Here is a 22,301-nt window from a genome sequence, read left to right on the forward strand (position 1 = left end):
GTCGGCGGGCGCGCTGGGCGGGGCGGGTCAGTGGATGATGCCGGTGCGCAGCGCGACGGCGACCATTCCGGCCCGGTCGCCGGTGCCGAGCTTGCGGGCGATGCGGGCGAGGTGGCTCTTGACGGTGAGTGCGGACAGGCCCATCGAGACGCCGATGGCCTTGTTGGACTGGCCCTCCGCCACCAGCCTCAAGACCTCGACCTCGCGGCCGGAGAGCTCGCGGTAGCCGCCGGGGTGGCCGGGGGCGCCGGGCGGGCGGCGGTGCATGCGGGCCGCCGCGGCGGAGCCGATCGGGGGGTGGCCGGGGCGGCCGGGGACCCCGATGTTGGTGCGGGTGCCGGTGACTACGTAGCCCTTGACGCCGCCGGCGAGCGCGTTGCGCACGGCCCCGATGTCGTCGGCGGCGGAGAGCGCCAGCCCGTTGGGCCAGCCCGCGGCGCGGGTCTCGGAGAGCAGGGTGAGACCGGAGCCGTCGGGGAGGTGGACGTCGGCGACGCAGATGTCGCGGGGGTTGCCGACGCGGGGGCGGGCCTCCGCGATGGACGACGCCTCGATGACGTCGCGCACACCGAGCGCCCACAGGTGGCGGGTGACGGTGGAGCGGACTCGGGGGTCGGCCACGACGACCATGGCCGTCGGCTTGTTCGGGCGGTAGGCGACCAGGCTCGAAGGTTGCTCTAGAAGAACAGACACCAGGCCTCCTGGGGGAGTGGTGGGACGGCGCCGGCTTGGGGATAAGCCGGAGTGATCGCTTGGAACGGTCACAAGGTCCTTCGGCAGCAACCTGGCCCGGCTTTAGAGAATGATCACGAATTGATGAGTAACAATTCGGGCAAATCGGACGGTTGATCGATCATCGTCCTTGCGGTCCGCGCCGCTGCGGCAGCGAGACCACCCCGGCGTCCACCGGGCCCCCCGGCGGCAGCCCCGCGATCTGGCAGAGCAGATCGCACCACGCGGCCAGGTGCGCCGCCGTGTCCGGCACCCCGTCCACGGCCACCGGCGACCACGACGCCCGGATCTCGATCCGCGTCGACGGCTCCCGGTCCGCCAGCCCCCCGAAATAGTGCGAGCCCGCCCGCGTCACCGTGCCGCCCGGCGCCCCGTAGGGCACCCGCCGCGCCTCCAGCGCGCCCGTCAGCCACGACCAGCACACCTCCGGCAGCAGCGGATCGTCCGCCATCTCCGGCTCCAGGTCCGCCTGAAGGATCGTCACCAGCCGGAAGGTCCCGTGCCACGACTCGTGGCCGTTCGGATCGTGCAGCAGGATCAGCCGGCCGTCGGCCAGCTCCTCCTCTTCCACGACGACCGCCGCCTCCAGCGCGTACGAATAAGGCGCGAGCCGTTGGGGCGGTGGTGTCGGATCGATTTCGATCTCCGGCCTGAGCCGCACTCCTTGCAGCCCGGCAACCGCCTGCCGGAAAGCGGTCGGGGAGCTCTCCCCGTCCGCGCCGTCCGGACCTTCCGAGAGGTGTCCCTGCGCCGCAGCCATGCCCGGAAGACTAGGCGGAACGAGCTCTTCTTCCGGGGAGGGACACCCGATGGGCGGGTCACTCGTTCGGCCCGTGCGAAGATTTGGTGCATGAGTGCGTCCCAGAGGCCGGAAGGCCAGCAGCAGACCGGCCGCGACGCGGCGCCTTCCGCTCGGGAATCCGTCCAGGATTCCGCCTTTCTGCGGGCCTGCCGGCGCGAGCCCGTACCGCACACCCCGGTCTGGTTCATGCGGCAGGCGGGCCGCTCGCTGCCCGAGTACCGCAAGCTCCGCGAGGGCATCGCGATGCTCGACTCCTGCATGCGCCCCGACCTCGTCACCGAGATCACCCTGCAGCCGGTCCGCCGGCACGGCGTGGACGCCGCCATCTACTTCAGCGACATCGTCGTACCGCTCAAGGCCATCGGCATCGACCTCGACATCAAGCCCGGCGTCGGGCCCGTCGTCGAACAGCCGATCCGCACCCGCGCCGACCTGGCCCGGCTGCGCCCGCTCGAACCGGACGACGTGCGGTACGTGACCGAGGCCGTCTCGGCGCTCACCGGCGAGCTGGGCGCGACGCCCCTCATCGGCTTCGCGGGCGCGCCCTTCACCCTCGCCAGCTACCTCGTGGAGGGCGGCCCCTCCCGCAACCACGAGCACACCAAGGCGCTCATGTACGGCGACCCCGAGCTCTGGGCCGACCTGCTGGACCGCCTCGCCGACATCACCGCGGCCTTCCTCAAGGTGCAGATCGAGGCTGGCGCCTCGGCCGTGCAGCTCTTCGACTCCTGGGTCGGGGCGCTCGCCCCCGCCGACTACCGCCGCTCCGTCATGCCCGCCTCCGCCAAGGTCTTCGACGCCGTCGCCGGGTACGGCGTGCCGCGCATCCACTTCGGCGTCGGCACCGGCGAGCTCCTCGGCCTCATGGGCGAGGCGGGCGCGGACGTCGTCGGCGTCGACTGGCGAGTGCCCATGGACGAGGCACGGCGGCGCGTGGGCCCCGGCAAGGCGCTCCAGGGCAACCTCGACCCCGCCGTGCTCTTCGCGCCGCGCGCGGCCGTCGAGGCCAAGACGAGCGAGGTGCTCGACGCCGCCCGCGGCCTCGACGGCCACATCTTCAACCTCGGCCACGGCGTGCCCCCGAACACCGATCCCGGCGCGCTGACCGCCGTCGTCGAGTACGTGCACGAGCACACCGCGGGTCGCTGACCCCGCGCCCCAAGCGGTGAGCGGCGGGCCGCGGGCGGGTCTCAGGACGCCCGTACGTCCGCCGCGACCGCCGCCGTCGCCTTGCGGGCGGCGACGAGCACCGGGTCCCACACGGGCGAGAACGGCGGCGCGTACCCGAGGTCGAGCGCGGTCATCTGCTCCACCGTCATCCGCGCGGTGAGCGCGACCGCCGCGATGTCCACGCGCTTGCCCGCCCCCTCCCGGCCGACGATCTGCACGCCGAGCAGCCGGCCCGTACGGCGCTCCGCGAGCATCTTCACGTGCATCGGCCGCGCGCCCGGGTAGTAGCCCGCCCGGCTCGTCGACTCGATCGTGACGCTCACGAACTGCAACCCGACGGCCGTGGCCTGCGCCTCCAGCAGGCCCGTACGCGCGATCTCCAGATCGCACACCTTGGAGACCGCCGTGCCGACCACACCCGGGAACGTCGCGTAGCCGCCGCCCACATTCGCGCCGATGACCTGGCCGTGCTTGTTGGCGTGCGTCCCCAGTGCGATGTGCCGGGCGCGGCCCGCGACCAGGTCCCAGACCTCCACGCAGTCGCCGCCCGCCCAGATGTCCTCGTGGCCGCGCACCCGCATCGACAGATCGGTCAGCAGCCCGCCCGAGGGGCCCAGCGGCAGCCCGGCCGCGCGCGCCAGCCCGGTCTCGGGGCGCACCCCGAGGCCGAGGACCACCAGGTCCGCCGGGTACTCCTCGTCCTCCGTCGCCACCGCCCGTACGCGGCCGTCCTCACCGGTGAGGATCTTGGTGACCGCCGCGCCCCGCACCGTCTCGATGCCCAGCCCGCACATCGCCTCGTGCACCAGCGCGCCCATGTCCGGATCGAGCGTCGGCATCGGCTGCTCGTCGCGGTTGAGGACCGTCACCGCGTAGCCGCGGTGGATCAGCGCCTCGGCCATCTCCACACCGATGTAGCCCGCGCCGACGACCACCGCGCGGCGGCCCTCCGTCTTCTCCAGCGCGCCGAGGGTGTCCAGCAGCGCCTGACCGTCGTCAAGGGTCTGCACGCCGTGCACGCCCGGCGCGTCGATGCCCGGCAGCGGCGGGCGCACCGGCCGCGCGCCCGTGGCGATCACCAGCTTGTCGTAGCCGTGCCAGCGCTCGTCGCCGCCCGCCGCCGCGTCCGCGTCCGCGTCGACGTCGCGGACCCGGACCCGCCGGCCCGCCACGTCGATCTCCGTCACCTCGGTGCGCATCCGCAGATCGATGTCACGCTCGCGATGCGCCTCGGGGGAGCGGGCGATCAGCGCGTCGGGGCCGTCGACCTCGCCGCCCACCCAGTAGGGGATGCCGCAGGCCGAGTACGAGGTGAAGTGGCCGCGCTCGAAGGCGGTGATCTCCAACTCGTCCGGCCCCCGGAGCCTGCGCGCCTGGGAGGCCGCGGACATGCCCGCCGCGTCGCCCCCGATGACCACCAGTCGCTGCGCCGCCATGGAGTCGGTTCCTTTCGCCGGTACGGGCCGTACGTACGGTACGTACGGTCACGCTAAGCCTTGTCCGGCCGCCGGCCGGAGAGGACGGGCGCGTGAGGCGACGGTCCGGGCCGCTCAGAGAGGGTTGCCGGGGTGCCGGAAGTCGAGGAAGACGGTCTCCTCGCCCGCCCGGTCGCTCTCGCCGCCGCCCTGGAGCCGGATGTCGAAGCGGTAGCTGTGGTGCCGGGCCCGGTCGCCGGTCTCGGGGACGGCGATGAGCGTCGCGGCCCGCTCGGGCGGCAGGGACGCGAGCAGCGGGTCGGCGGCGAGCCGGGGCGAGGGCAGGTACAGGCGCGTGTGCAGCGGGCCGAAGAGGCCCCGGGCCAGGACGCAGACGGCGAGATGCGGCGCGGTGCGCCGGGCGGTCGGGCCCGGCGCGAGGGTGCGCAGCGCGAAGTGGCCGCCGCCGTCGGCCGCCACCCGCGCGAAGCCGGTGAACTCCGCCCCGTCGCGGCCCAGCGGCATACCGCTCGCCCGGTCGCGGCGCAGGGTGCCGGGCGCCCCGGCGAGCGAGCCGGACGGCCCGGCCTGCCAGAACTCCACGAGCGCGTCGGGGACCGTCGCGCCCGTGCCGTCGTAGAGGTGGCCGTGGACGGTGATCGTGTCCGGGTGCCCGGCCGGGGCGACGTCGCCGCCGCGCGGGAAGGGCAGCGCGTGTCCGTAGAACGGGCCCAGCGTCTGGGCAGGCGTCGGCTCCAGCGGGGTCATCGGCGGGCCTCGGTCCAGGTGGCGGACGGGCCGTCGAGGACGATGTCCCAGCGGTAGCCGAGGGAGGTGCCGGACACGGACAGGGCGGGGTCGTACGCGGCGACGAGGCGGCGTTCGACGCCCGCGTCGACGGCCGACCGCCAGAGCCCGTCGTAGGCGAGGAGCGGGTCGCCGGGGAAGTACATCTGGGTGATCAGGCGCTGGGTGAAGGCCGCGCCGAAGAGCGAGAAGTGCACATGGGCGGGGCGCCACACATTGGGCTGGATTCCCTCGGGGTAGGCGCCCGGCCTGACCGTCGTGAAACCGTAGCCGCCCTCGTCGTCCGTCAGGCAGCGGCCGACGCCGGTGAAGTTGGGGTCGAGCGGGGCCGGGTGGCGGTCGAGCTGGTTGGCGTACCGGCCGGCGGCGTTCGCCTGCCAGATCTCCACCAGCTGGCCCCGCACCGGCCGGCCGCGGCGGTCCGTGACCCGGCCGGAGACGGTGATGCGCTCGCCGATCGGCTCGCCGCCGTGCTGCCGGGTGAGGTCGGAGTCGAGGGCGTCGACGTCGGCGGCGCCGAAGACGGGGCCGGTCAGCTCGACGTCGTCGGGGTCGAGCCGGACGGGGGCCAGGGGCCTGCGGGGGTGGCGTTCGGGCGCGCCCGCGTACGGGGCGGTGCCATTGGGGCCGTCGGGGCCGGCGGGATCGTCGTACGGGGCCGGGCGCGGGCCCCTCGGTAAGTGCGCCGGCCGCGCCTCGTCGCCCTCGGAGCGCTGCCGGTCGGCCCCGCCCCGGGCGGCTGCGGGTATCGCCATCTGCGGTCAACTCCCTTGGTGGTCACCGTTCCAGTACGAGTGCCTGCCCTTGCCCTACCCCGATGCACAGTGCCGCCACACCGGTGCCCGAGCCCGCCGCGGCCAGCTGGTGGGCGACCGAACCCGCCAGGCGCGCGCCGGAGCAGCCGAGCGGATGGCCGATGGCGATGGCGCCGCCGCGCGGGTTGACGACGGCCGGGTCGAGGTCCGGCCATTCGGCGAAGCAGCCCAGCGCCTGGGCGGCGAACGCCTCGTTGAGCTCGAAGGCGGCGAGGTCCGCGAAGGACCGGCCCGCCTTGGCGAGGGCCCGCTGGACGGCCTCCACCGGGCCGAGGCCGAAGTGGTGCGGTTCGATTCCGGTGACGGCGGAGGCCCGTACGCGCGCGAGCGGCTCGCGGCCCACCGTCCGCAGCCCCTCCTCGTCCGTGAGCAACAGGGCGGCGGCGCCGTCGCTGAGAGGGGAGGAGTTGCCGGCGGTGACCGTACCGCCGTCCGGGCGGAACACGGGCTTCAGCTTGGCGAGCGACGCCGGCGACGTGGCGTCGCGGATCGTCTCGTCACGGCCGAGGTCCACGCCGGGCACCGCCACGGCCTCGGCGTCGTACGCGCCCTCCCGCCAGGCCCGCGCCGCCTTCTCGTGGCTGGCGAACGCGAAGGCGTCCTGCTGGTCGCGGGTGATGCCGTGCTTGTCGGCGATCAGCTCGGCGCCCTCGCCGAGCGAGACCGTCCACTGGGGCGGCATGTCCGGGTTGGTCATCCGCCACCCCAGGGTCGTCGAGTACAGCTGCTGGTTGCCCGCGGGGAAGGCGCGCTCCGGCTTCTGGAGCACCCAGGGGGCGCGGCTCATCGACTCCACGCCGCCCGCGACGGCCACCGACGCGTCGCCGAGCGCGATGGCCCGGTACGCCTGCACGACGGCTTCCAGCCCCGAGGCACACAGCCGGTTGACGGTCGCGCCGGGCACGGTGACGGGGAGCCCGGCGAGCAGCACCGCCATCCGTGCGACGTTCCGGTTCTCCTCGCCCGCGCCGTTGGCGTTGCCGAACACCACGTCGTCCACGCGGGCCGGGTCGAGGGCGGGGGAGCGGTCCACGAGCGACCGTACGACGTGCGCCGCGAGATCGTCGGGGCGCACGGAGGAGAGCGCGCCGCCGTACTTGCCGACGGGGGTGCGGACGGCGTCGACGATGTAGACGTCGCGGACGCCGGCGGCGGGAGAGGCTGCCATGGGGTCTTCGGGTCCCTTCCCGCCGCCCGGGGCGGGCGGCGCGTTCGATGTTCGCCCGGTCCGGTGTCGGCTATCGCTTGCCGGTTGTCCGCTGCCGGTTGCCGGTTGCCGGTTGCCGGTTGTCCGTTGGGTTCGGTGTTCGCCCAGTGAATCTTTGTTCATGATCGGCTCGTGCCGAGTCTCGGCCCCGTGCGGAGAGCTGTCAATGGCGCCTGTGGTTCTACGGCCGTACGGTCTGTCGCCGCCGGGGCGGGCGTCAATGAGGCGCTCGCCTTCTGCCACTTCGGCACTGTTGACGAACTCCTTGCCGCAGCCTGCCGCCACGGCGCGCGGCAGCGTGTCGACCTCTGCCGCGGCCGCCGCGCCGGGGTCATGACGCTCGGCGGTCGGCCCAGTTGCCGGCCGGCGCCCATAGACCCATGAGCGTCTCGCGCCCGCCACCGCGGCCGTGCGGCTTGGGGCGAGAAGCGTGAGAAGCGCGCCGAGAGGGCTGAGGAGCGCGCCGAGAAGTGTGAAGGGTGTGCTGGTTGGTGTGGCAGGTGCGCCGGGAAATGTGAGGGGTGCACCGGGAGTTCGTTCCGCGCGCAGAGGCCCTACAAGACGGCAGTACCCTCATATGACTGTAGGTCAGGGGTATTTGGAGTGTTCACCTTGATGATCGGCATGAAGAACGTGCGTCGCGTGTCGGCGGTCGCCGTCACCGCGGGGGCCGTGGCCGCCACCGGAGCGCTCGCCGCTCCGGCGCAGGCCGCCGCCAGAATCGCCACACCCACGATCGTCGCCAAGGGCGGCTTCGTGATGAACAACGGCAACGGGAAGGCGCTTTTCGGCAAAGCCGCGGACACCCGCCGGTCCACCGGCTCGACCACCAAGATCATGACGGCGCGGGTGGTGCTCGGGCAGAAGAACCTCAACTTGAACGCCAAGGTCAGGATCGACAAGGCGTACAGCGACTACATCGTCTCGAAGAACGCCTCGTCGGCCCGGCTGATCGTCGGCGACAAGGTCACCGTCGGCCAGCTGCTGTACGGGCTGATGCTGCCGTCCGGCTGCGACGCGGCGTACGCGCTCGCCGACAAGTTCGGCAGCGGGTCCACCCGGCCCGCGCGCGTGAAGTCGTTCATCGGCAAGATGAACGCCACCGCCAAGAGCCTCGGGTTGAAGAACACGCACTTCGACTCGTTCGACGGCATCGGCGGCGGCTCCAACTACTCGACGCCGCGCGACCTGACGAAGCTCGCCTCCAACGCGATGAAGTACTCCACCTTCCGCACGGTCGTGAAGACGAAGTCGACCAAGCAGAAGGTCACCATGGCCAACGGCGGCTACCGCTACATGTCGTGGTCCAACACCAACAACCTGCTCGGCGGCTACTCGGGCACCATCGGCGTCAAGACCGGCTCCGGCCCCGAGGCCAAGTACTGCCTGGTCTTCGCCGCCACCCGGGGCGGCAAGACGGTCATCGGCACCGTCCTGACCTCCTCCTCCGTGGCCAACCGCACGGCGGATGCGAAGAAGCTCATGGACTACGGCTTCAAGAAGTAGCCCGCCGCCGCTTTCCAGGAGTCCGTCCCACGGCGAAGGGGCGGGGGTTCCGCTTACAGGCGGCCCCCGCCCCTTCGCCATGGGCGGAGACGGGCGGAGGCGGGCGGAGATGAGGGGAGATGAAGGGAGATGAAGGGAGATGAGGGGAGGCGGGCGGAGCCGAGGAGCGGTCATGCCGGGGGCCCGTCCGCTATGGCGGGGACTCGTTCGATGTGCGAAATGACCGTTTGAGAGAGTGGGCCCATGAGCACAGCGCACACGCCCACGGGCCATGTGATCGTCATCGGCGGCGGCATCTCCGGGCTGGCGGCAGCCCATCGGCTCCTGGCGGGCGGTGCGCGGGTGACCGTGCTCGAAGCCTCCGGCCGGCTCGGCGGCAAGCTGCGCGCGGGCGAGATCGCGGGCGTCCCCGTGGACCTCGGCGCCGAGTCGATGCTCGCGCGCCGGCCCGAAGGCGTCGAACTGGCCCGCGCGGCCGGACTCGGCGACCGGCTCCAGCCGCCGGCCACGGCGAGCGCCGCCCTGTGGACCCGCGGCGGCCTGCGGCCCATGCCCAAGGGGCACGTCATGGGCGTGCCCGGCGACCTCGCGCCGCTCGCCGCGTCCGGCGTCATCTCGGACGAGGGGCTCGTGCGCATCGCCGAGGACGGCGAGCTGGCCCGTACGGAGGTCGGCGAGGACGTCGCCGTCGGCGAGTACGTGGCGCGGCGGCTCGGCCGCGAGGTCGTGGACCGTCTCGTCGAGCCGCTGCTGGGCGGCGTGTACGCGGGCGACGCCTACCGGATCTCCATGCGCGCGGCGGTCCCTCAGCTCTTCGAGGCCGCCCGCGCCCACCGCTCCCTGACCGAGGGCGTACGGGAGATCCAGGCGCGCGCCGCCGCCAAGCAGCCGGACGGGGTCCCGGGCCCGGTGTTCATGGGCATCGACGGCGGCATCGGGCGGCTGCCCCTGGCCGTCGCCGAGACCGTACGGGCCCAGGGCGCGGACATCCGCACCGACGCGCCCGTGAGCCGGCTCACCCGCACCGCGACCGGCTGGACGGTCGTCATCGGAGGCAGCGGCAGCGACGGCAGCAGTGGCGGGACCGGCGGCAGCGTGCTGGAGGCCGACGCCATCGTGCTCGCCACCCCCGCGCCCGCCGCGTCCGCGCTGCTCGCCGACGCGTCCCCGGCCGCCGCCGCGGAGCTCGCCGCCGTCGAGTACGCCTCCATGGCGCTGGTCACCATGGCCTTCCGCCGCTCCGACACGAGCATGCTCCCCGACGGCAGCGGCTTCCTGGTGCCGCCCGTCGACGGGCACAAGATCAAGGCGTCCACCTTCGCGAGCCGCAAGTGGGGCTGGATCGCCGACGCGGACCCCGATGTCTTCGTGCTGCGCACCTCGATCGGGCGGTTTGAGGACGAGGAGGATCTGAAGCGCGAGGATTCCGAGCTGGTAGGGATGTCGCTCGCGGACCTCGGCGAGGCGGTGGGCCTCTCGGCCGCCCCCCTGGAGAGCAGCGTCACCCGGTGGGACAGCGGACTGCCGCAGTACCCGGTCGGCCACCTCGGCCGCGTGGCCCGCGTCCGCGAGCACGTCGCGACCCTCCCCGGCCTGCGCGTCTGCGGCGCGGTCTACGACGGCGTGGGCATTCCGGCCTGCGTCTCCAGCGCCCACCGGGCCGCCGACGAACTGCTCGCCACCCTGCCGACCGCCGCCCAGGGCAGCGAGTGAGAATAGGGACATGACTGCTGAACCTGACAAGACCCCGAACGCCGGCAAGAAGGCCAAGGACCTCAACGAGGTCATCCGCTACACCCTGTGGTCGGTCTTCAAGCTGCGCGACGTCCTGCCCGAGGACCGCACCGGCTACGCGGACGAGGTGGACGAGCTGTTCGCGCAGCTCGCCGCCAAGGACGTCACCGTGCGCGGCACGTACGACGTGTCCGGGCTGCGGGCCGACGCGGACATCATGATCTGGTGGCACGCGGAGACCTCGGACGCCCTCCAGGAGGCGTACAACCTCTTCCGGCGCACGAAGCTGGGGCGCGCCCTGGAGCCGGTGTGGTCGAACATGGCGCTGCACCGCCCCGCCGAGTTCAACAAGTCGCACATCCCGGCGTTCCTCGCCGACGAGGAGCCCCGCGCGTACGTCAGCGTGTACCCCTTCGTGCGCAGCTACGACTGGTACCTGCTGCCCGACGAGGACCGCCGCCGCATGCTCGCGGACCACGGCAAGATGGCCCGCGGCTTCCCGGACGTCCGCGCCAACACCGTCCCGGCGTTCTCCCTCGGCGACTACGAGTGGATGCTCGCCTTCGAGGCCGACGAGCTGTACCGCATCGTCGACCTGATGCGCCACCTGCGCGGGTCCGAGGCCCGTCTGCACGTACGCGAAGAGGTGCCCTTCTACACCGGCCGCCGCAAGCCGGTGGCCGAGCTGGTCGCCGGTCTGGCCTGACCGGCGACCTCAGGGGACGGGCCTGATGGCTTGGTCCCCAGGGGACGCCGGATGGCCTGATGGCTCGTCCTCAGAGGACGCTGGACGGCCTTGCGGCTTCCCTCAGGGGACGCCAGATGGCCCGACGGCCCGCCCTCAGGGGACGGGTTTCGGCTCCGGGCGCGGTGCGCAGTAGGCGCGCCGCGCCGGGGTCTTTCCGGTGAGCAGATAGGTCTCCAGGTGGCGGTTGACGCACTGGTTCGGGCCGCCGCCGATGCCGTGCGTACCCGCCGCCCGCTCGGTGACCAGCGCCGAACCGGGCAGCCGGCGCTGGAGTTCCAGCGCCCCCGGGTAGGGCGTCGCGGCGTCCCGCTCGGCGGCGAGCAGCAGCGTCGGCGGCAGCTCCGCGCCGCCCTTCACCCCGACGTCCACGGCGCGCTGCTGGTGAGCGGGCCAGTACGCGCAGGGCAGGTTCATCCACGCGTTGTCCCACGTCTCGAAGGGTGCGCGGCGGGCGAGCCGGGTGTTGTCCCGGTCCCAGACGCGCCAGTCGCGCGGCCAGCTCGCGTCGTTGCACTCGACGGCCGTGTAGACGGCGTTCTCGTTCTCGTCGGCCCGCGCGGTCGCGGGGTCGGGCGCGGCGGCGGCGATGAGCGGCTTGGGGTCGCCGCGCAGGTACGCGGCGAGGGCGTGGGCCCGGGAGGCCCAGAAGGCGTCGTTGTAGCCGACGTTGAGGAAGGCGGCCTGGAGCTGGGCCGGGCCGACCGTGCCGCCCGCCGGTTCGCGCGCCAGCCGCTCGTGGACCCTGTCGTACGCGGCGCGCACCCGTTCCGGCGTGCGGCCGAGCCGGTAGTGCCGGTCGTGCCGGGCCGCCCAGCGGCTCCAGTCGGCCCAGCGGGCCTCGAAGGCGGGGGCCTGGTCGAGGTTGCTGCGGTACCAGATCTGCCGCGGGTCCGGGTCGACGACGCTGTCGAAGACGACGCGCCGCACATGGCCGGGGAAGAGGGTGGCGTACAGGGCGCCGAAGTACGTCCCGTAGGACGCCCCCACGAAGTTGAGCTTCGCGTCGCCGAGCGCCGCCCGCAGCACGTCGAGGTCGCGGGCGTTGTTGAGGCTGGTGAAGTGCGGCAGCGCGGCCCCGGCGCGGCGCGCGCACCCCTGGGCGTACGCGCGGGCCTGGGCGGCCTTGTGCCGTTTGAAGGCGTCCGAGGGGTGGCGCGGGGACTGGGTGGGGGCCTTGGCGAACTCCGCCGGGTCCTGGCAGGAGATCGGGGCGGAGCGGCCGACGCCGCGCGGCGCGTAGCCCACGAGGTCGTACGCCCGCGCCGCCTTGCGCCAGGCCGGGCTGTCCTTGAGCGTCGGATAGACCATGCCGGAGCCGCCCGGCCCGCCGGGGTTGAAGATCAGCGAGCCCTGGCGCTCGGCCGGGCGGCCGGTGGCGCGGGCGCGGCTGACGGTGAGGTCGATGCGCCGGCCGTCGGGTCGGGCGTAGTCGAGCGGCACGGAGACCGTGCCGCACTGGACGGCTGCGGGCAGCTTCTCCACGGGCGCGCAGCGGCCGAAGGAGATGCCGCGCGCCGCGGCCTGCCGGGCGGCGACCGCGACGCCGCGCGCCTGGGCGACGCCGTCCGGGGGCGCGGTGGCGGCTCCGCCGGCCGGGGCGGCGGCGAGTGCGGAGAGGATCAACGATCCCACGGTGCCGTACAGGGCTGCTGCTCTCACTGACCGTCCCTTCGCGCATTATCTGACAAAAGGGATATTCGGGTCGGTGTGCGGCGAAGTAAAGCACTGGGGCCGGGTGTCGGCCCCGATGCCCCCGAACCGCCGAGGGCGGCGGGGCCGGGCGCTCAGTGGTGAGGGCCCCGGAGGTTCTCGGCGAGCGCGGCGCGCAGCTGCGGATCGGCGAGCGCGGCACGGCCGCGTACGGCCAGCGCGGTGAGGAACGACCGGTCGCCCGCCGCGTCGTCCTCGCGGGCGGCGCTCTCGGCGCCGACTTCCCCCGCTCTGGCGTCTACCGCTCCGGCGTCCCTGGCCTTGGTACCCCTGGCCTTGGTACCCCTGGCCCTGGTACCCCTGGCCTTGGGTACGTCCATCCGGCCGAGCACGCGGGCCCCGGCCGGCGAGGCCCAGTGGGTGTACGGCCGGATCTCGTAACGGGCGATGGCCAGACAGCCGACCGTCAGCACCAGGGGCAGCGCGAACCAGGCCGCGACCGGGGCCGTGCCCGACTGCGGCGGCACGATCAGCAGCGCCGCGACCGCGGTGCACACCACCAGCGCGGACGCGCCCCGCACCTGGCGGATCGCCGAGGACACGTTCGTACGGTCCGCCGGGCTCACCGCCAGCCCGGCCGCGGTGAGCCGCTCGGCCAGCGCCAGCACCGAGTCGGCGGCGGTGAGCGCCGTCCTTATGGCCGGTACGCGCGACTGCCCCTCGGGGCCGATCGCCGTGATCACGGACCGTTCCATGTCGTCGCGGCCCACCGGGTCGACGACGGTCGCCCAGCCGGTGTGCGCGAGCAGCAGCCGCCGCTGCCGGGACATCGACACGAGCGCCAGATCCGTGACCCGGTGCGGCCCGCCGGCCAGGAAAGCGGCCTCGTACAAGGTCAGCGCCCAGGCCCCGGAGTCATCTCCGGGCTCCGTGGCGGAGCCCGGGGCCTGGGCGGTGGCGGACGCCAAAAGACACAGACGGGCGCAGGTGAGAAACGCCGCACCCCAGGCGACAAGCAGGAAGAGAACCCACATGACGGCCTTTTTTACTCGATGACCGGGCTAATGCGCCATGGTCGAACAGGAATTGGGATCGTTGTCTCAGGCGGGGCGGGCCGCCGCGACGGCGATTGGGGGCGGTCGCGACGGCCGTTGGAGGTAGTTGGAGCGGGGCCGCCGGGGGCCGCTGGGGGCAGTCGGAGCGGCGGCCGTGGTGGTGGCCCGGGCGGGGCCGTGGTGGCGGCCGTGGCGGGGGCTCGGTGAATCGCGGTCAGCCGCAGCGGCGGCCGGAGTTGATGCAGCGTACGGCCGAGTCCATCAGCGCGCCGGACATGAAGTTCGCGAAGTCCGCGTGATCGGTGACCGGCTTGCGGAGCTGTTCCGGGAAGCTGTCGACCGCGAAGTTCGGCCCCTGCGGCACCTTGTAGGTGAGCGTCATGCGGAGCTGCGGCACGGCACGGAAACCGTTCTGGCAGCGGCCCGTGGCCTTGCCCGGGAAGGCGAGATGGGCGCGGTGGTCGGCGCTGTCGGTGTTCTTGCCGTCCCAGCAGCTGGGGAAGTCGAGCCGGCGTACGACCTGGCTGCCGCGCGGGCACAGCGGGTACTTGTCGGTCAGCACGCGGTCGGTGAAGCCGGTGCAGGTCCACTGCGCGCGGGCGTTGGCGGTGCCGTTGGTGAACGCCTTCGCGTCACCGGTGATCGTGCGCAGCGCCTTCGGCATCGCGGTGACCTTGGCGGCGGGGCTGCCGCGGAAGGCGAGGCTGACGGAGGTCGGGGTCAGGACGCGGCCGACGTTGCCGTCCTGGCCCGTGTCGGCGCCGCCGGTGAGGTCGCGCAGTACGGGCCAGAAGTACGTGGACTTGTCGCCGCGGTCGCAGGTGGTGCCCGCGGCGCTCAGCGAGGCGTCGGTGGAGAAGGCGTCGGTGGAGCGGTTGCCGACGTAGTCGTGCAGGTGGTGGGCGCCGTTGCGGACGCCGGGCGTGACGATGAAGTTGTCGGGGTTGCGGTGGCCTTCCTCGTTGCGCCCGCACCGGCTGGTGAAACTGCCGGTGGATGCGGAGCGCTGGTCCCGAGGGGTCCGGACGTTGGGCCGGACGCCGCGGATGTCGGCGAAGTCGGAGTCGGCTGGACCGGCGTGCTGGTGGCTCTGGTCCGAGCCCTGCCCCTTTCGCCGGCTCTGATCCTGGCCCGGATCTCGGTTCTGCTCCTGGCTCTGGTCCTGGCCCCGGCCCGGTTCCCGATCCTGGTCCCGCCCCTGTGCCTGGCCTTGATCGCGGCCTTGATCGCGGCCGTCGGCCTGGCCGTCGCTCCGGTCCGGAGGGGCATTGTCAGTGGGGGATGTCACGCTGGGTGATGTCGGTGAGAGAGAGGCTCGGTCGTTGGCGGGGGGAGTGGTGCCTGCGGAGGCGTTGTCGGTGACGGCGAGGAAGGTACCTGCCGAGCCGAACAGCGCGATGAGGGCGATGACGATGAGGTGTGTGGCGCCGAGACGGCGGCGGTGACTGGCGGGCATGGGGGCTCACTTCTCCTCGGGCGACTGCTCGGGGCGGGTGACAGCGGGTGGCAGGGAATAGGTGGGGGAGGGGGACGGCATGTCGGAATTCGGAGGGGCGGAATTCGGAGCGGCGGAATTCGCGGGGGCGGGGGCCGTAGGCGTGGAGGGCGTACGGGCCGACGTGGGCCGGTCGGTGGGCGGCGGCGCGGAGCTCAGGGTCTGTCCGGCGATGGCGTCGAAGTCGACCAGGCCGGTGTCCTCCAGGACCCCGATGTGGTCCAGGACGGTCGCGTTCGCGTCGTCGGCGAGACCGCGTACGAGGGAGTTGCGAGTGGTGGCCCGCACCTGGGCGACGACCGTGAAGACCTTGCCGTGGGCGAGCCGCAGGATGTTGGCGAACTCGCGGTCGTACGTACCGCCGCGCGCGGCGCCGAGCCGCGTCAGCCAGCCCCGCTGCTGGGCGTTGGGCTGGTTGGGCAGGTCGAGGCCCAACTGGTCGGCCACTTGGCGCACATGGTTGTCGAGCGCGGTGTGGCCCGTCACGAGGTGTTCGCCCGCGCGGCGGACGGCGGCCGTGGTGCCGCGCTCCTCGGCCTGCTGCCCGGCGGGCAGCTCCCAGAGCCCGGCCAGCCGCACCCGGTCGACGAAGTCGCGGTCGAGCGGGGAGAGCGGGCCGTACCGCGTGGCCATGGAGCCGGCGGTCAGGTCGGCGGCCCCGGTGCCGAGGCGGTCGCGGTACGACCAGATGGGGAAGAGCAGCGCGGCCACGGTCGCCGCCAGCGCGGCGACGACCAGTCCGGTGCCGGTGAGGGATCGCATGGTGCCTCCTGGTGCGGCACCGCACGGTATGCGTTACGCGTTGATCGTCCGGCTTTTTCGGCGAACCCGGTCGGGGACGCGGGGCGCGGATCACGGCCCCCGCCTGGGAGTTGGGGCCGAAACAGTTGGCCGACGGGCAGGTGTGTGCCGCGTCACTGCTGGGCGAAGGGCGCTCTTGTGGGGCGGAGCGGTTGCTACATTGGCCGGTTTTCCGGTGCTGGAGGGAGTGGGTTGGGGGCGGGGTCTGTGCCGGTCGTCGTCCTGCTCGCGGGAGGAGGCGCGCGGTGGTTCGCCGCAGTCGGTCCGTCCGCTGGTCTGTGAGTCGGCCCGTCAGCGGAGCTGTCGGTCGGGCTGCGGCACGGACTGTCGGTCGGGCTGTGGGTCGGGCTGTGGGCCGGTCTGCGGATCGCCTTGTCGGCTGAGCCGCTGGATGGACCGCTGGCCGGCCCGTCGGTTGGGCAGGTCGGGGGGCGGCGGCCGGCGCCGGTCAGTGCGCTTGCGGCGCGCGGTGTGCGGCGGTTCGCCGCAGCCGGCTTGTCAGGCGGTCTGTGAGTCGACCCGTGAGCCGATCCGTGAGCCGGCCTGTGAGCCGATCTGTGAACCGGTCGGTCAGCTGGGTGGCCAGTCGGGTCGTTCGTCCGGACGGGAGCGGGGCGGGCCCGGAGCGGTGACGCCACCAGTGGTCCAACTCCCGCCGTACCGCGCGATCCTGCGGCCCGTCGTGGTCCGAGGTCAGCAGATGCTCGGCGAAGGAGAGCGCGTCGCGACGGAAGCCGCCGGTCATGGGGCGGGTCCGCGCGTAGCGGAGAAACGCGGGCCGGTAGCCGTCGCCCAGGATGTCTGGCAGCTCGGGCGCGGCCTTCGCCACCACGTCGGCCCGCTTCGCCGCCAGCGCCTTCGACTGCACCCGCAGCCGTTCTCCGTCGAAACCCGCCGGTACGGGCCCGCCGGCGACCAGCGCGGACAGCAGGGCGGTCTGGGCCGCGGCGAGCCGCCGGCGCGCGGGCCCGGTGTCGCCGCCGCGCCCGGCCGTGAACCGCCGCTGTGGAGCGGGCGCGTACGGGCGTACGGCCGCTGTCCTTGGCGCGGGGCCGTCGGAGGCCGCGCGTACGCGGGGGGCCGCGAGCACCGCGCGTATCTCCGCCAGTTCGGCCGCGAGTCCGTCCGTGGTGGGGAAGTTGTCGTCGCGTTCGAGGAGGACGCCGGGCGGGTCGGTGCGCGACCGGAGTTCGGCGAGGACGTCGAGGACCGGGCGGGTCACGGGGTGGGCGTGGGTGTCGTGCCAGACGCCGTCGCGTTCGACGCCGCCCGCCACGTGCACGTAGGCGATGGCCTCCAGCGGGAGTTCGTCGAGGGCCGTGGCCGGGTCCTCGTCGCGGTTGATGTGGTTGGTGTGCAGGTTGGCGACGTCGATGAGCAGCCGTACGCCCGTCCGGGCCACCAACTCGGCCAGGAACTTCCCTTCCGTCATTTCCTCGTCCGGCCAGTTGACGAGGGCGGCGATGTTCTCCAGCGCCAAGGGCACGGGCAGGGCGTCCTGGGCGATCCGGACGTTCTCGCACAGCACGTCGAGCGCGTCGCGCGTACGCGGCACGGGCAACAGGTGCCCGGCCTCCAGCCCTGCGGCAGCCTGTCCTCCGCTCCGTACGAACGCTATGTGCTCCGTGACCAGCGGCGCGTCCAGCGCCTCGGCCCGCTCGGCGAGCGCGGCGAGCCGCCCCGCGTCCGGGCGCTCCGCCCCGCCGAGGCCGAGCGAGACGCCGTGCGGGACGACGGTCGTACCGCGTTCCCGCAGCGCCCGCAGGGCGTCGGGAAGTGCGCGCGGGCAGATGTTCTCCGCCACCACCTCGACCCAGTCGACACCGGGCAGCCGAGCGATGCCCTCGGCGATCTCCGGCCGCCAACCGATCCCCGTCCCAAGGCGCTCCACCCGGTCCCCCTCGCGCTCGTGCTCCACCCGGTCGCCTTCGCGTTCCGCGCGTCAGCCCGTCGTCTGCGAAGGTCATGTGCCCGTGGCCGGGCGGGCAACCCGCCGGCGGGAGGATTCAGAGGCCGATTTGAGCTTTCGGCGCGGGGCGCGTGGCGGGCGTTGGACGGTGGGGCGCGTGGCGCGCACCGGGCGACGGGAGGCCGTCCGCCGGGTGGACGGGGACGCCGCGTGCCGGGCGGCGTGGGAACGGGCGACCGGGCACCGAGCGTAAGGGGGAGCTGTGTGTCGGGCGGAGGCGAGTGGCGTGCGGGGTTGTTCGCCGAGAGCTGCGGCGGGAGCTGTGGGGAGTCGGGCGGCGGGGCGGAGAGCGCGGAGGGCGAGGAGCTCGCGAGGGGCTGTGTGCCGGACGGCGGGGCGGAGCGCGCGGCGAGTGATGGGCGCGCTGCGGGCCGGGCGGAGGCGATGGGGGCGCGGGGTGTGTTTGCCGGGCGATGCGAGGAGCCGTGCGCCGGGCGGCGAGGCGGTGCGTGCACGGGGTGGTGCGCCGGGCTGTGGGGTGGGGCGTACGCCGGGGGGAGCGGTGGGCGTCGCGCCCGGGTTGGTGAGACCCCGCAGCCGGGGGGATGGTGCGGGGTCTCATCTCGTCCAACGGGTGGGCGTTTGGGCTGGTTCCCGCACTTCTGCCGAAATTCCCGCAGACGCTTGTCCCGAGCGGCACGCTGCTGCTGCCATTGGCGGGTGGGCGATGTGTGGAGCGTGCCGTGGAAGGGGGACGACCCCGAGCGGTTGTTCCTGGCACCCGATGACGATCTTGCGCCGAACCGGCCCGGGGAGGCGTTGCGGGCCCGGCTCGACGCGTCCCGTGCCGGCCCCGGGCACCTCATGGCGGCGCGCCTGCTCGGCCGCCATCCGCAGGAGGACGCCTGGCGGCGCAGCCTGGAGGGCGAGCAGTTCGTCGGGGCCGCGCTGGAGGAGCTGACAGCCGGCGGCTGGCGGGTGGTGCACTCCATACCCCTGCTGGGGGAGACGGACATCGACCACCTGCTGATCGGCCCTGGAGGGGTGTTCTGCGTTCAGTCCCAGCTGCTCCGCCGGGCCGTGGTCCGGGTGAGCGACGACGGGGTGCGGGTGGGACGGGAGCGGCAGCCGCGTCCGTATCTCCGGGCGGCGCGGCGCGAGGCGGCCCGCGCGGGGTTCGCGCTGGCGCGCGGCTGCGGCTTCGAGCCCGAGGTACGGCCCGTGCTCGTGCTCGTGGCGGCGGCCCGGGTCGAGGCGGCTTCCGCACCGCGTGGGATACGGGTGCTGCGGGAGCGGGACGTGGCCCGGCTCGGCGAACTGGGCGGGGTGCTCCACCCGGAGCGCGTCGAGCGTGTCTATACGGTCGCCCGCAACCGTCGGACGTGGCTGAAGGTGTGACGGCCGGGCGGTGGAACGGCGGTAAAGCGGGACCGGGAGGGGGTGCAGGGGGAGGAGAACGGTCCGCTCAGAGCCTCCCGGCCGACGGAGCGGTGAAGCGGGGGCGAATTCTGGTCGTGGCGGACCTCGGACGGGCGTTCGGCGCCCTCGCGTTGCTTAGGGTCGGGGTGGCCGATCCCGCCAGGCACGCGAGTTCGCCGCGCCGCCGCCCCGCCGTGGCGGGGACGGTTCGCCCGTGCCGAGGACAACACAGCGGGCCGGGTGCCACCGTGCCACCGCGTTACCGGGCCTCCGCGCCTGTCGCGCCCCGCTCGAACCGGCCTCGCCACGGCCGGCTGCTACGCGTCGAACCGGCGCCTGGCGTCGCACGATCGATTGGAGGCTCGGTGTGGCACGTTCGGGACCTATGTCCGACCCGCGCCGCGCGTTGATCACCGGGCTGCTCGCCGCGGCGATGGCGGTTCTCGCGATCTGGGCGTTCGGCGCCCTGGACCGGCCCCGCCCGCACCCGTCCGCGTCCGCATCCCCGACCTCCGGGAACCTGCGCCACACGGCCATCGAGATCTCGCCGGGCCGCTGCGGGCGCGGCTGGCGGGACCCGCGACCCGGGGCCCAGGTCTTCGACCTGCACAACACCTCCGACACCGCCGCCGAGGCGTACCTCAAGGACCCGCGTACGGGGGCGGTCTACGGCGAGGTCGAGGGGCTGGGGCCGGGGACCACCCGCCGGTTGCCGGTGCGGCTGGGCGCCGGTACGTACGCCTTCGCCTGCCTCCCGGATGACGCCGACGCCGTCACCGGCCCCACCGTGCGCATCAACGACACCAGCGGCACCAGCGGCACCAGGGGGACCAGGGGAGCCTCCGGGGCGGGCAGCACCGGCGGGCCCTCGAACGCTGCCGCCGGCAGAGGACGTTCAGGGCCCGCCGCCGTGCCCGTCACGCAGCACGACCTGATCCCGCCCACCCTCGACTACCAGCGCTGGGTCGGCGCTCGTACGGGCGACCTGGTGGCCGGGGCGGAGCGGCTGCGCGCGGCGATCGACGGCGGGGACCGGCCCGCGGCCCGTACGGCGTGGCTGTCCGCGCACCTCGGTTACGAGCGGATGGGCGCCGCCTACGGCGCCTTCGGCGACGCCGACAAGGCGATCAACGGCACCACCGCCGGCCTGCCCGGCGGCATCCGCGACAAGGGCTTCACCGGCTTCCACCGCATCGAGTACGGGCTCTGGCACGGCGAGCCCGCCGCCCGGCTGCGCCCCCTCGCCGACCGGCTGGTGAACGACGCGCGCACCCTGCGCGACGCCTGGTCGCAGGCGCGGATGGACCCGCAGGACCTCGGCCTGCGCGCGCACGAGATCCTGGAGGACACCGTGCAGTTCGAGCTGACCGGGCGCACCGACTACGGCAGCGGCAGCAACCTCGCCACCGCCCGGGCCAACCTCGACGGCACCCGCGCCGTCCTCGCCCGGCTGCGCCCCCTCCTCGCGACCCGGTACCCGGAACTGCCCGCGCTGTACGGCCAGTTGGACCGTACCCAGCGGGTGCTGGACGCTCAGGACCACGACGGCCGCTGGACGCCCCTCGGCAGGCTCGGCCGCGCGCCGCGCGAGAAGGTGAACGCGGAGGTGAGCGAGTTGGCGGAGCGGCTCGCGAACGTCGCGGCGCTCTGCGATGTACGGAGGACGTCATGACGGACGCGCACCTGACAGATCCGCACCTGACAGATCCGCGCATGGCGGATGCGCGGATGGCGGATGCGCGCGCGACGGATGTACAGCGGCGCGGCTTCCTGCGCGGCGCGGCGGCCGGGCTCGGTGGGGCGGTGGCCGGTACCGGCCTGGTCGCGGCCGCCTCCGACCGAGTGACGTCCGGCCAGGCGGCAGCCGTACGCGACCAAACCGCTTCCGCCTCCGCCCCCGACCACGGTGGCCGGGCCGCCCCAGGACCCCCCTTCCACGGACCGCACCAAGCCGCCATCCTCACCCCGCCGCGGGCGGCCACCGCGTACGTCTCCTTCGACGTCACCGCCGAGAACCGGCGCGAACTCACCGACCTGCTGCGCATCCTCACCGACCGGTCCCGCTTCCTCACGGCGGGCGGCGTCCCCGATCCCGTCGGCATCACCGGGCCGCCCGCCGACTCCGGCATCCTCGGCGCTCAGGTGCCGCCCGGCGGACTCGGTGTGACCGTCGCCGTCGGCTCCTCGCTCTTCGACGACCGCTTCGGGCTGCGCGGCCGGGCGCCCCGCCGCTTGAGCGCCATGCCCTCGTTCCCCGACGACGACCTGGACGCGGCCTGGTGCCACGGCGATCTGGGCGTGCAACTGTGCGCCGACAGCCGGGACACGGTGCTGCACGCCCTGCGCGACCTCGCCCGGCACACCCGCGGCGGCCTCCAGATCCGCTGGCGCCTCGACGGCTTCGCCAACCCGCCGCGCCCCACCGGAACGCCCCGCAACCTGCTGGGTTTCAAGGACGGCACCGCGAACCCCGCGACGTCCGACGCCCGCGAGATGAGCCGCCTTGTCTGGACGGACAAGGTGTCCGGCGAACCCGGCTGGGCCCTCGGCGGCAGCTATCAGGTGGTCCGGCTGATCCGGATGCTGGTGGAGTTCTGGGACCGCGTCTCCCTCACCGAGCAGGAGCGGATGTTCGGCCGGAACCGCGATACGGGCGCGCCGCTGGACGGCGACCGCGAGAGCGACACGCCACGGTACGCGCGGGACCCCAAGGGCGATGTGATCCCCCTGGACAGCCACATCCGGATGGCGAACCCGCGCACCCCCGCCACCGACGGGCAGCGGCTGCTGCGCCGCTCGTACAACTACGACCGGGGCCTCGACTCCAACGGCAACCTCGACATGGGGCTGTTGTTCTGCTGCTACCAGCGGGACCTGGAGCGGCAGTTCGCCGTGGTGCAGAAGCGGCTGGCGGGGGAGCCGCTGGTGGACTACGTCACGCCGTTCGGCGGCGGCTACTTCTTCGCGCTGCCAGGCGTACGCGACGCCTCCGATTGGCTGGGCCGGGCGCTGCTCACCCAGTAGCCGGGCCGGCGG

At 73.7% G+C, this 22,301-nt stretch carries 18 protein-coding genes and 1 pseudogene; 8 read left to right on the plus strand and 11 right to left on the minus strand.

Features of this window, described 5'->3' with window-relative positions; genetic code table 11:
• Positions 1 to 27: 27 nt before the first annotated feature.
• Together AB0I22_RS08080 and AB0I22_RS08085 are read right to left on the minus strand one after the other, a co-directional pair.
• The gene (locus AB0I22_RS08080; RefSeq protein ID WP_363129827.1) at positions 28 to 693 is read right to left on the minus strand and encodes a response regulator transcription factor; all 666 of its coding nucleotides are present in this window, start codon (positions 691 to 693) and stop codon (positions 28 to 30) included.
• Between the two features lie 160 nt (positions 694 to 853).
• Entirely contained in the window at positions 854 to 1,492 is a 639-nt protein-coding gene (locus AB0I22_RS08085) for a DUF3000 domain-containing protein (protein WP_363129828.1), read from the minus strand.
• A gap of 90 nt (positions 1,493 to 1,582) precedes the next feature.
• Here AB0I22_RS08085 and hemE point away from each other — a divergent pair, with 90 nt between their 5' ends.
• Positions 1,583 to 2,683, plus strand: a complete 1,101-nt coding sequence (gene hemE, locus AB0I22_RS08090) for a uroporphyrinogen decarboxylase (protein ID WP_363129829.1) — start codon at positions 1,583 to 1,585, stop codon at positions 2,681 to 2,683.
• A gap of 41 nt (positions 2,684 to 2,724) precedes the next feature.
• On the opposite strand, the gene AB0I22_RS08095 is transcribed toward hemE, so the two are convergent.
• The 4 genes from AB0I22_RS08095 to AB0I22_RS08110 all read right to left on the minus strand — a co-directional run bounded on the left by AB0I22_RS08095 (position 2,725) and on the right by AB0I22_RS08110 (position 6,909).
• Positions 2,725 to 4,140: an FAD-dependent oxidoreductase gene (locus tag AB0I22_RS08095; RefSeq protein WP_363129830.1), complete on the minus strand. Its 1,416-nt coding sequence runs from the start codon at positions 4,138 to 4,140 to the stop codon at positions 2,725 to 2,727.
• A gap of 114 nt (positions 4,141 to 4,254) precedes the next feature.
• Entirely contained in the window at positions 4,255 to 4,887 is a 633-nt protein-coding gene (gene pcaG / locus AB0I22_RS08100) for a protocatechuate 3,4-dioxygenase subunit alpha (RefSeq protein WP_363129831.1), read from the minus strand.
• Positions 4,884 to 5,681 carry a protocatechuate 3,4-dioxygenase subunit beta gene (gene pcaH, locus AB0I22_RS08105; protein WP_363129832.1) on the minus strand — a complete coding sequence of 266 codons (798 nt, stop codon included), beginning with the start codon at positions 5,679 to 5,681 and terminating at the stop codon, positions 4,884 to 4,886. The genes pcaG and pcaH overlap by 4 nt, the downstream gene beginning before the upstream one ends.
• Before the next feature lie 22 nt (positions 5,682 to 5,703).
• A complete protein-coding gene (locus AB0I22_RS08110; protein WP_363129833.1) occupies positions 5,704 to 6,909 on the minus strand; it encodes a thiolase family protein in 1,206 nt (401 codons plus the stop codon).
• Positions 6,910 to 7,131: 222 nt separating this feature from the next.
• On the opposite strand from AB0I22_RS08110, the pseudogene AB0I22_RS08115 reads away from it, so the two are divergent.
• The 4 genes and pseudogenes from AB0I22_RS08115 to hemQ all read left to right on the plus strand — a co-directional run.
• Positions 7,132 to 7,269, plus strand: a pseudogene (locus tag AB0I22_RS08115) (TetR/AcrR family transcriptional regulator); the annotation flags it as partial.
• Between the two features lie 303 nt (positions 7,270 to 7,572).
• Positions 7,573 to 8,454, plus strand: coding sequence for a D-alanyl-D-alanine carboxypeptidase (locus AB0I22_RS08120; RefSeq protein WP_363129834.1), 882 nt, complete (start codon positions 7,573 to 7,575; stop codon positions 8,452 to 8,454).
• A gap of 243 nt (positions 8,455 to 8,697) precedes the next feature.
• Positions 8,698 to 10,167 carry a protoporphyrinogen oxidase gene (hemG, locus tag AB0I22_RS08125; RefSeq protein ID WP_363129835.1) on the plus strand — a complete coding sequence of 490 codons (1,470 nt, stop codon included), beginning with the start codon at positions 8,698 to 8,700 and terminating at the stop codon, positions 10,165 to 10,167.
• A 10-nt stretch (positions 10,168 to 10,177) separates the two neighbouring features.
• On the plus strand, positions 10,178 to 10,894 hold the full coding sequence (gene hemQ, locus AB0I22_RS08130; RefSeq protein WP_363129836.1) for a hydrogen peroxide-dependent heme synthase: 717 nt from the start codon (positions 10,178 to 10,180) through the stop codon (positions 10,892 to 10,894).
• A gap of 135 nt (positions 10,895 to 11,029) precedes the next feature.
• Here the strand turns inward: hemQ and AB0I22_RS08135 are convergent, their stop codons facing one another.
• The 5 genes from AB0I22_RS08135 to AB0I22_RS08155 form a co-directional block, all read right to left on the minus strand.
• Positions 11,030 to 12,595 (minus strand): alpha/beta hydrolase, encoded by a 1,566-nt coding sequence (locus AB0I22_RS08135; RefSeq protein WP_363129837.1) that lies wholly within the window; start codon positions 12,593 to 12,595, stop codon positions 11,030 to 11,032.
• A 125-nt stretch (positions 12,596 to 12,720) separates the two neighbouring features.
• Entirely contained in the window at positions 12,721 to 13,620 is a 900-nt protein-coding gene (locus tag AB0I22_RS08140; RefSeq protein ID WP_363129838.1) for a TIGR04222 domain-containing membrane protein, read from the minus strand.
• 235 nt (positions 13,621 to 13,855) lie between these two features.
• A complete protein-coding gene (locus tag AB0I22_RS08145; protein ID WP_363129839.1) occupies positions 13,856 to 15,097 on the minus strand; it encodes a DUF1996 domain-containing protein in 1,242 nt (413 codons plus the stop codon).
• 6 nt (positions 15,098 to 15,103) lie between these two features.
• Positions 15,104 to 15,898: a DUF4142 domain-containing protein gene (locus AB0I22_RS08150; protein WP_363129840.1), complete on the minus strand. Its 795-nt coding sequence runs from the start codon at positions 15,896 to 15,898 to the stop codon at positions 15,104 to 15,106.
• 487 nt (positions 15,899 to 16,385) lie between these two features.
• On the minus strand, positions 16,386 to 17,828 hold the full coding sequence (locus AB0I22_RS08155; RefSeq protein WP_363130091.1) for a DUF692 domain-containing protein: 1,443 nt from the start codon (positions 17,826 to 17,828) through the stop codon (positions 16,386 to 16,388).
• A gap of 738 nt (positions 17,829 to 18,566) precedes the next feature.
• Here AB0I22_RS08155 and AB0I22_RS08160 point away from each other — a divergent pair.
• From AB0I22_RS08160 to efeB, 3 genes are all read left to right on the plus strand, one after another.
• Positions 18,567 to 19,244: a nuclease-related domain-containing protein gene (locus AB0I22_RS08160; RefSeq protein WP_363129841.1), complete on the plus strand. Its 678-nt coding sequence runs from the start codon at positions 18,567 to 18,569 to the stop codon at positions 19,242 to 19,244.
• Positions 19,245 to 19,650: 406 nt separating this feature from the next.
• Positions 19,651 to 20,937, plus strand: coding sequence for an EfeM/EfeO family lipoprotein (locus AB0I22_RS08165; protein ID WP_363129842.1), 1,287 nt, complete (start codon positions 19,651 to 19,653; stop codon positions 20,935 to 20,937).
• 56 nt (positions 20,938 to 20,993) lie between these two features.
• Entirely contained in the window at positions 20,994 to 22,289 is a 1,296-nt protein-coding gene (gene efeB / locus AB0I22_RS08170) for an iron uptake transporter deferrochelatase/peroxidase subunit (protein ID WP_363130092.1), read from the plus strand.
• Positions 22,290 to 22,301: the final 12 nt, after the last annotated feature.

Source organism: Streptomyces sp. NPDC050610 (genome assembly GCF_040654875.1).
Classification (GTDB): domain Bacteria; phylum Actinomycetota; class Actinomycetes; order Streptomycetales; family Streptomycetaceae; genus Streptomyces.

Coding starts and splice junctions, on each gene's coding strand:
- AB0I22_RS08085 (WP_363129828.1), bottom strand. CDS start 1,492: ATGGCTGCGGCGCAGGGACACCTCTCGGAAGGTCCGGACGGCGCGGAC.
- hemE (WP_363129829.1), top strand. CDS start 1,583: ATGAGTGCGTCCCAGAGGCCGGAAGGCCAGCAGCAGACCGGCCGCGAC.
- AB0I22_RS08095 (WP_363129830.1), bottom strand. CDS start 4,140: ATGGCGGCGCAGCGACTGGTGGTCATCGGGGGCGACGCGGCGGGCATG.
- pcaG (WP_363129831.1), bottom strand. CDS start 4,887: ATGACCCCGCTGGAGCCGACGCCTGCCCAGACGCTGGGCCCGTTCTAC.
- pcaH (WP_363129832.1), bottom strand. CDS start 5,681: ATGGCGATACCCGCAGCCGCCCGGGGCGGGGCCGACCGGCAGCGCTCC.
- AB0I22_RS08110 (WP_363129833.1), bottom strand. CDS start 6,909: ATGGCAGCCTCTCCCGCCGCCGGCGTCCGCGACGTCTACATCGTCGAC.
- AB0I22_RS08120 (WP_363129834.1), top strand. CDS start 7,573: ATGAAGAACGTGCGTCGCGTGTCGGCGGTCGCCGTCACCGCGGGGGCC.
- hemG (WP_363129835.1), top strand. CDS start 8,698: ATGAGCACAGCGCACACGCCCACGGGCCATGTGATCGTCATCGGCGGC.
- hemQ (WP_363129836.1), top strand. CDS start 10,178: ATGACTGCTGAACCTGACAAGACCCCGAACGCCGGCAAGAAGGCCAAG.
- AB0I22_RS08140 (WP_363129838.1), bottom strand. CDS start 13,620: ATGTGGGTTCTCTTCCTGCTTGTCGCCTGGGGTGCGGCGTTTCTCACC.
- AB0I22_RS08145 (WP_363129839.1), bottom strand. CDS start 15,097: ATGCCCGCCAGTCACCGCCGCCGTCTCGGCGCCACACACCTCATCGTC.
- AB0I22_RS08150 (WP_363129840.1), bottom strand. CDS start 15,898: ATGCGATCCCTCACCGGCACCGGACTGGTCGTCGCCGCGCTGGCGGCG.
- AB0I22_RS08165 (WP_363129842.1), top strand. CDS start 19,651: ATGTCCGACCCGCGCCGCGCGTTGATCACCGGGCTGCTCGCCGCGGCG.
- efeB (WP_363130092.1), top strand. CDS start 20,994: ATGGCGGATGCGCGCGCGACGGATGTACAGCGGCGCGGCTTCCTGCGC.